6 protein-coding genes are annotated in these 8814 nt (G+C 62.4%); all 6 read left to right on the forward strand.

The genetic code is table 11. From position 1 onward, the window contains the following. Positions 1 to 468: transketolase-like TK C-terminal-containing protein (locus AC52Q4_RS10350; protein WP_495536722.1), on the forward strand; the 468-nt coding region annotated here is incomplete at its 5' end. 50 nt (positions 469 to 518) lie between these two features. Next, positions 519 to 1877: a dihydrolipoyllysine-residue acetyltransferase gene (aceF, locus tag AC52Q4_RS10355; RefSeq protein WP_495536723.1), complete on the forward strand. Its 1359-nt coding sequence runs from the start codon at positions 519 to 521 to the stop codon at positions 1875 to 1877. A 98-nt stretch (positions 1878 to 1975) separates the two neighbouring features. Next, on the forward strand, positions 1976 to 3751 hold the full coding sequence (gene lpdA, locus AC52Q4_RS10360) for a dihydrolipoyl dehydrogenase (RefSeq protein WP_495536724.1): 1776 nt from the start codon (positions 1976 to 1978) through the stop codon (positions 3749 to 3751). 121 nt (positions 3752 to 3872) lie between these two features. Further along, positions 3873 to 4910, forward strand: coding sequence for a 3-oxoacyl-ACP synthase III family protein (locus tag AC52Q4_RS10365; RefSeq protein ID WP_495536725.1), 1038 nt, complete (start codon positions 3873 to 3875; stop codon positions 4908 to 4910). A 526-nt stretch (positions 4911 to 5436) separates the two neighbouring features. Beyond that, positions 5437 to 7245: a DEAD/DEAH box helicase gene (locus tag AC52Q4_RS10370; RefSeq protein ID WP_495536727.1), complete on the forward strand. Its 1809-nt coding sequence runs from the start codon at positions 5437 to 5439 to the stop codon at positions 7243 to 7245. Positions 7246 to 7415: 170 nt separating this feature from the next. Continuing rightward, positions 7416 to 8264, forward strand: coding sequence for a hypothetical protein (locus AC52Q4_RS10375; protein ID WP_495536726.1), 849 nt, complete (start codon positions 7416 to 7418; stop codon positions 8262 to 8264). Positions 8265 to 8814: the final 550 nt, after the last annotated feature.

Raw genomic sequence — 8814 nt, forward strand, 5'->3', positions numbered from 1 at the left:
ATCTTCCGCGAGGTCATCGCCGCGGCGGAGCTGCTCGAACAGGACTGGGGCATCGCCGCCGATCTGTGGAGCTGCACCTCCTTCACCGAGCTGCGCCGCGACGGCATCGCCGCCGAGCGCTGGAACAGGCTCCATCCACTGGCAAGCACACCCCGCAAGCCTTTCGTCACCCAATGCCTCGAAGACCGTCAAGGCCCCGTGGTCGCTTCGACCGATTATATGCGGAGCTTCGCCGAGCAGATCCGGCCGTACTTGGAGCGGCGTTATATCACGCTCGGCACCGATGGCTTCGGGCGCTCGGACAGCCGCGAGAACCTGCGCCGGTTCTTCGAGGTGGACCGCCACTACGTAGCGATGGCCGCGCTGAAGGCATTGGCCGATGAGGGTCAAATCCCGCCGCAACAGGTCGCCAAAGCCATCGAGCAGTACGGGATCGATCCGGAGCAGCCGCACCCGGCCACCGTCTGATCGCGGTCGCTACACGGGACGAGGCGCCTACCGCCCCGTCCCGACTTTTTGTGCCCAAACGCGCGAGTGGAGGAGTGCTTGTGGCAAGTGTCAAGGAGATCAAGGTGCCGAACATCGGCGAGTTCAACGACGTCGATGTCATCGAGGTGCTGGCCAAGCCCGGTGACCGGATCAATCCCGAGGACTCTCTGATCACGCTCGAGAGCGACAAGGCCACCATGGAAGTGCCGAGCCCCGAGGGCGGCATCGTCAAAGACGTATTGGTCAACGTGGGTGATAAAGTCTCCGAAGGCATTCCGATACTGACCCTGGAGGCCGCCGAAGACGCGGCCGAGGCACCATCCGAATCGCAAGAGTCTGCCGGGGAGCCCGCCGAAGAGCCCGCCGCGAGCGAGGAGGAAGCTCCCGCTGAGAGACCACCGCGGCCAGTGGCGGAACCGCATCATCTGGAGGGCGATGATCATCCGGTCACGCCGCAGGTTGCGACGGATGACCGGCCACTCCCGCACGCGAGCCCGTCGGTGCGGCGCTTCGCCCGCGAGCTCGGTGTCGAGCTCTCGCGGGTCAGGGGCAGCGGGCCCAAGGGACGAATCAAGCGGGAGGACATCCAGGGTTTTGTCAAACGCACCCTGGACAGTGGCGCCGGCGTGGCCGGCTCGGCGCAGCCATCCGCCGGTATCCCGCGCATGGAGCTCCCCGATTTCAGTCAGTTCGGCGAAGTCGAACGCCGGGAGCTCTCACGCATTCAAAAGCTCTCCGGCGCGCATCTGCACAAATGCTGGCTGAACATTCCCCACGTCACGCAGTTCGACGAGACCGACATCACCGAGCTCGAGGAATTTCGCCAGTCCATGAAAAAAGAGGCGGAAAACCGCGGCGCACGCCTGACGCTGCTCGCCTTTCTCATCAAGGCCAGCGTCGCGGCGCTCAAGGCTTACCCGCAATTCAACAGCTCCCTCGCCCCCGAGGGCGACGCGCTGTTTCTCAAGCGCTACTACCATATCGGCGTCGCCGTGGACACGCGCGCCGGGCTGATGGTTCCGGTCATCCGGGACGCGGATAAGAAGGGCCTCTTCGAGCTGGCCGAGGCGCTCGCGGCTTTGTCCCAGAAAGCCCGGGACGGCAAGCTCTCCCCCTCCGACATGCAAGGCGGCTGCTTCAGCATCTCCAGCCTCGGCGGTATCGGCGGCAGCGCCTTCACGCCCATCGTCAATGGCCCCGAGGTTGCAATCCTCGGTGTCTCGCGTGCCGTGACGAAGCCGCTTTGGCAGGATGGCCAATTCGTGCCGCGGCTCATGCTGCCGCTGTCGTTGTCCTACGATCACCGGGTCATCGACGGTGCCCAGGCCGCGCGGTTCAGCCGTTTCCTGGCCGAGGCCCTCCAAGACTTGCGCCGCCTGCTGCTTTAGCGCGCGCCGCTGCGCGCCTGGTACGCACCCGCGGCGGCAATCCCGGCAATCTCAGCGCCCAACGCCAACGAATCCGAGCAATAGTGGGGAGTGGAGTCATGGCAGAGCCGAAGGAAGTGCGCGTCCCGGATATCGGCGACTTCGACAACGTCGAGGTGATCGAGGTGCTGATCAGCCCCGGTGACCGCATCGAGCCCGAGGATTCTCTGATCACGCTGGAAAGCGATAAGGCATCAATGGAGATTCCTTCGCCGGTAGCCGGCGTGGTCCGTGAGATCAAGGTCAAAAACGGTGACCGGGTTTCAAAAGGGGATTTGATCCTGCTCGCCGAAATCGCGGTCGACTCCGAGGCTCGCGTGAAACAAGAGGACGACGATGCGCGGCCGAGCGACACGGCGGACGAGGCGCCCGCCGGCGAGGCAACCGAGCGCGGCAGCGCCGCCGCGCCGCCGAAGGCCGACTCGGCCACGGATTGCGATGTGCTCGTCATCGGCGCCGGCCCGGGCGGCTATACCGCCGCCTTTCGCGCCGCCGACCTCGGCCTGAAAACGGTACTGGTCGAACGGTATCCGGATCTCGGCGGTGTCTGTCTCAACGTCGGCTGTATTCCCTCCAAAGCGCTGTTGCACGCCGCGAAAGTCGTTGACGAGGCGGCGTTTTTCAGCGCTAACGGGATCGAGTTCGGCACCCCCCGATTCGACACGAGCAAGCTCAGTGCGTGGAAACAAAAAGTCGTCGGCCGATTGACCGGTGGCCTCAAAGGCCTTGCCAAGCAACGCAAGGTGAGCGTCATCCACGGCAGCGCCCGCTTTCTGGACAACCACCACGTCGAGGTGGGCTCCACGCAAGACAAGCGCACGCTGGCCTTCCGCCACTGTATTATCGCGGCCGGCTCCCGACCGGCGGCACCGCCCGGCTTCGATCTCTCGCACCCGCTCGTCATGGATTCCACCGATGCGCTGAAGCTCGAGACCATCCCGCCCCGCTTGCTCGTCGTCGGCGGCGGCATCATCGGACTGGAATTGGCCACCGTCTACCATGCGCTCGGATCCGAGGTGACCGTGGTCGAACTGCTCGAACGGCTGATGGCCGAGGCCGACCCGGACATCGTCAAACCGTTGCGGCGGATCATCGACAAGCGCTACCAAATCCACGTCGATACCAAGGTGGCAGAGATCCAGCCGGCGGAGCGCGAAGTCACCGTACGCCTGCAAGGCAAAAATGCGCCAGAGTCGGCCACGTTCGATCGCGTCCTGGTGGCCACTGGACGGTTGCCCAACAGCGATCGCTTGAACCTCGCGGCAACCGATGTGCAGCTCGACAAGCAGCGCTGCATCGTGGTGGACGAGCAGATGCGCACCAACGTACCCGGCATCTTCGCCATCGGCGACATCGTGGGCCAGCCCATGCTCGCCCATAAGGCGACCCATGAAGGCAAGGTGGCCGCGGAGGTATGTGCTGGCGAAAAAAGCGCTTTCGATGCGCGGGTCATCCCGGCGGTCGCCTATACCGACCCGGAGGTGGCCTGGGTGGGAGTGACCGAGGAGCAGGCCAAAGCGCGGCAGCTCGATTATCAGGTCGGCTCGTTTCCCTGGGCCGCCAACGGCCGCTCGCTGACGTTAGGGCGCGACGAAGGTCTGACCAAGTTGCTCTTCGACGGCCAAACCGAACGCCTCATCGGCGGCGCGCTTGTCGGACCCAACGCCGGTGATCTGGTCGCGGAAGTGGCCCTGGCCATCGAAATGGGCGCGGACTGGCATGACATCGGCCTGACCATACATCCACACCCGACATTATCGGAGACGGTTGGCATGGCGGCGGAAGCCGCGGCCGGAACGCTGACCGACCTCTATATTCCAAAACGCAAGCGCTGAAATCTCCCGGGCAGGCCAGCGCCAACGGTTCGAGCCGCATGGCCAACGCGAGTGACCTCGGTATCGACCCTCGGGACCAGTTCTGCAATCATGGTGACCGTACACCACCTTCGCACGACCGATGGCCCGCATCGCCAACCTGATCGCCACAGGCCGCTATATCCCGACGCACCGGGTAACCAACGAAGAGCTGCAGGCCCGGTTCGCCGCCCTGGGCCAGTCCGAGCGCCTTGCTAAGCTGGCGGAGAACTCCGGCATCCGCCAGCGTTGGTATGCCCCCGATAACTGGGCCACCTCGGATCTGCTTCTGCCGGCCGCCCGCCAGGCCCTGGAACGCGCTGGCAGGCGGGCCGAGGACGTCGACCTGATCATCGTTGGCACGGATTCACCGGATTACCTCACGCCCGCCACCGCCACCGTCCTGCAGGGCAAGCTCGGCGCCTGGCGCGCCGGCACGTTCGACGTCGGCTGTGCCTGCGCCTCCTTCCCGACCGCGCTTGCCGCCGCCTCCGGTATGCTGGCGACCAACCCGGGGCTGCGCACGGTACTGGTCACGGGCGCCTATCTCATGCACCGGCTCGCCGATCCGGATGACCCGCTGATCTTTCTCTACGGCGATGGCGCCGGGGCCGCGGTTCTGGAGCCCGGCGACGAAGCCGGTTTTCTGGGCAGCGCACTGCGAGCCGACGGACGGTATGCCCGACACTGGGGCATCTACGCAGGCGGCACCGCCGAACCCGCCTCTGCGGCCGCCCTGCAGGCCGGCCGCACGCGCGTGCGGATGCACAAACGCTACCCGCCCGAGATCAACCACGAAGGCTGGATCGCGCTGGTACGTGCGCTCGCCGAGCAGTGCGGATTCGCAATCGACGAGGTGGCGCAGGCCATCTTCACGCAGATCAACCGGCACACGATTCGCGAGGTATGTGCGGCTTTGGGATTGCCGAGCGCGCGGGCGCATACCGTGATGGACAAATGGGGGTACACGGGCTCGGCGTGTCTGCCCATGGCCCTGGACGATGCCCTGGAGCAGGCGTTAATCGGCGCGGGGGATTTGGTCGTGATGATCGGCTCCGGCGTCGGATACAACATGGCGGGCGTGGCGGTGCGGCTGACCGATCGCCTTGTGCCGCCGCGGCAACCGCATTGCGCCGGTTAACCGATTAAGCCAAAGGCAGAGTAGAGAGCAGGTTGCCACGCCCGTAGTCCCGGCCTATCTGTTGCCGCCGCTTTCGTCTGGCGATGCCGACCATGTTGTGATGCTCGGCGAACCTGTAGCAATGGTCACCCCAGCGCTCGGCGTGCTGCGCGAGGTCGAGCGAGTTCCCCAGCGAGTCGGCAGGGGCCGCACCTCCAGGGACGGGTGCGGCCGGCTGAGGCGGTCGTTCGGCGGCCGCAGCGGCCGCTACCGCCCGCGCCATCAGCATGTCGAACGGGCAGGCGCGGAGAGATGGTCGCTCCAACCTGTGCGGTATTTGGCATAAGGCGCGTGACACAAGGCACAACACGCCAGCCGCGTGCTTGCCCTTCACCGAGCGCAGCGGCAAGCTGGCCAAAACACCAATGAGACGTTATGAGGGTGAAAAGGGGGTATCCGACGGTCGGCTGCGCGTTCGCACCCGGAGCGGGGCAGGCACCACGCCATGGCCGCGCTGATTCCGTCGCTCAATAGCTGCCTGCGCCGCATGACGCCCGGCGAGAAGCGCTTCGCGCGACGGCTGGAGAGCCATCTCGAAGACGACTACCTGTGCTGGTACGACGTCCCCATCGGCGGTCGCGCCCAGCACCCGGACTTCATCATCCTGCACCCCTCACGCGGGCTGCTGATCCTGGAGGTGAAGGACTGGAAGCTCGATACCATCCGGCGCATCGACCGCCAGTCAGCGACCATCGTCACCGCCACCGGCCTGAAAGAGGTACCCAGCCCGCTGGAGCAGGCCCGGCAGTACACCCATGCGGTGGTCAAACAACTTGAAACCGACCCGCAACTCGTCCACCCACCCAGCCACAGCCTCCACGGCCGGCTCATCTTCCCCTTCGGCCACGGCGTGGTGCTCAGCAACATCACTCGGCGCCACTTCAATGAAACGGACCTCAGCGAGGTGCTGCCGCCGGAACGGGTCATCTGCAAGGACGAGATAACGGAGACGGTCGACGCCGAGACCTTTCAGCAACGACTGTGGAACATGTTCACCGTCCACTTCCGCCACCGCCTGAGCGTGCCGCAGATCGACCGCATCCGCTGGCACATGTTCCCGGAGCTGCGCATCAGCCAGGCCTCGCTGTTCGCCGCCGAGGACGATGTGCCCGCGCCCGCCGAGGCCATTCCGGATCTCCTCCGCATCATGGATCTGCAGCAGGAGCAGCTCGCCCGCAGCCTCGGCGGAGGCCACCGGGTGATCCACGGCGCCGCCGGCGCCGGCAAGACGCTGATTCTCGTCTACCGCTGCCTGCACCTGGCTCAGGCACTGCGCAAGCCCATCCTCGTGCTCTGCTACAACCGCACCCTCGCCCAGCGCCTACAGGCCATGATGGCGGAGAAGGGGCTCGGCGATCAGGTGCAGGTGCGCGGCTTCCATAGCTGGTGCTACGCCCAGCTCAACACTTACCACGTGGCGCTGCCGAAAAAGAACGATGAGCTCGACGTTTACTACGAGGACATGGTCCAGCGCGTTATTCAAGGCGTCGACCGCGGCCAAATCCCCGCCGCCCAGTACGGCGCGGTGATGATCGACGAGGGCCACGATTTCGAACCCCACTGGCTTCGGCTCGTCGTGCAGATGGTGGACCCGGACACCGACTCCGTATTGGTGCTTTATGACGACGCCCAGTCCATTTACGGCCGCACCAAGCGCAAGTTCACGTTCTCCAGCGTCGGCATCCAGGCCCAGGGCCGCACCACCATTCTGCGGGTGAACTACCGCAACACCCAGGAGGTCCTGAGCGTCGCCACCGAGTTCGCCCGCGAGCAGCTCACCCCCCAGGAGGCCGAGGAGGACGGCATCCCGCTGATCGCCCCCGAAAGCGCTGGTCGCTCCGGCCCACCGCCCGTGATCGTGAAGCTGCCGGACATTAACGCGGAGCTCGACCACATCGCCAGGCACTTGCGGGAGCTGCACGAGCGCGGCCGCCCGTGGCGGGACATGGCTGTCCTCCACCGCCGCGCACGCAGCGGCGGAATCATCGCCGACGCATTCAAACAGGCTGGCATGCCCCACGACTGGCTGGGCTCAAGCCGCCACCGCCGCCGCTTCGATCCCAGCGCCGACACGGTAAAGATCCTCACCATGCACTCCAGCAAGGGGCTGGAGTTTCCGGTCGTGGCGATTCCGGGGCTTGGGTACATGCCTTACGAGGGTGAGAATCCAGCGAAAGAAGCGCGGGTGCTGTACGTGGCGATGACGCGAGCCATGGACGAGTTAATCATGACGGGACATCGGGAGTCGGCGTTTTTGAAGCAGGTGTCCGCAGCGTTGAAAAAGGCGGTGGCGTGAACGGGTGTCTACGAACCGCTCCGCTCCGTGTTGCCTACACCCTCCAGGCTGTACGATTGAATGGCCGTTTAGCTTTCGCCACAACTGGGGGTTCCGCACCCGTAGCCGTGCCTTCCAATATGACACCTTGGTCCTCTTCTAGTTGTGAACGACTAGCCGGTTAATAAGAAATGAGTGAATTAAACTTCAAACTTGACGGGCCAGCATTACGTCAGGGTGTACCAATCCCATTAGTACTTTCCGCGCTAGGGCATTTTCAGAGCCTCGTCGATAAGGCATACCTGGTAACAACTGACTCCAGCAAAATTACTTCGCGCGAGCGAGAACGCTTTTACCTCAACGCGACTGAATTCCAGCGTGGCTCGTTTATCGCTATATTCGACATTGCGTTGCAGGGCGTGCAGATCGGACTCCCGCTAGCGTCATCTTACGGCCCTCAGAACATATGGGACCTGACTAAAGATACGTTTTATTTTCTTAAAATCGTATGTGGCGCAATTCAAGACCAGAAACAACCGCGATACAATTTCAGAAACGATGGCGATGTCACAGTAAATATCGGCGATCAACACTATCACTATCATGGCCCGGTATTTGAAATTGGCAAACTCGCCCTACCGGCCTACCAAGAACTTTCTCATATGATTGGACAGAACAAGCTTCACGAAATTTCCGCTGGCAGACGGAGCCAAAGGCATCCCGATATATTCATCGGAAGCCACGATAATAAGGCATTCGATATTCCTACCAAAATACAGAAAGAAACCACAGAGCTTAGGTGCGAGGTCTATGATTTCAACAAGTACAAGAATGCTGGGAAATTACGAGTTTCGCAACCAGATCAAGGAATTCCAGAAGGAAGCTATAACTTCAGCATTTTTGGCAACCAAGACAATGTCGAGTACATATATTCCATGTTGAAACCAGAGGTTGCATTGTTCTGCCTTGTAGAAGAGGCCGACAGCCCATTTGGTGAGAAGAATATCGTCCGTCTCTATGTTACTGGGGTCGATTCATAAAGCGCCACTTAAGGCGACTGGGTTACCGGTCGCTTCATCCAGCGTCTTACTTCTGCGTTAGGCATCCACAAGAGTAAGTCATGAGCCACATAGAGCGCGTCGGTAACCGAATTCATATTCAAGGCGATTTAAGAGACTTTCACTTGCTGCTCGCCCAAGTACATCAGTGCATCGAGGACGCTGGTTTTCCCGACTTAACTCTTGACATGTCCGAATGCACTTCCGCTTTCCAGAACTCTATGCTGTCTGTTTGTGCGCAAGTCATCGCATACCGTCAAGCAGGAATAGAAATAGAATTGGTCCCTCCGAATCAACGAAGGTTGTACAACCTGTTCATGAATACAAACTGGGGCTACTACTTGGACCCTCGCAAATTTGGGATGTCTCAGTTCCGCGGCCATACACGGATTCCAGCAACCCGCTACCCTAAGTGTCAACCTCGTATCCGACAGTGACCGATGCGTTTCTTATGTAACATTCGGGCACTGACTGAGGAGGCTACGAGCGTGAACGAATCCAACGAAATCCCCACCGAGCCGAGCCTGGAGCG

The sequence above is a fragment of the Nitrococcus sp. genome (assembly GCF_059432795.1).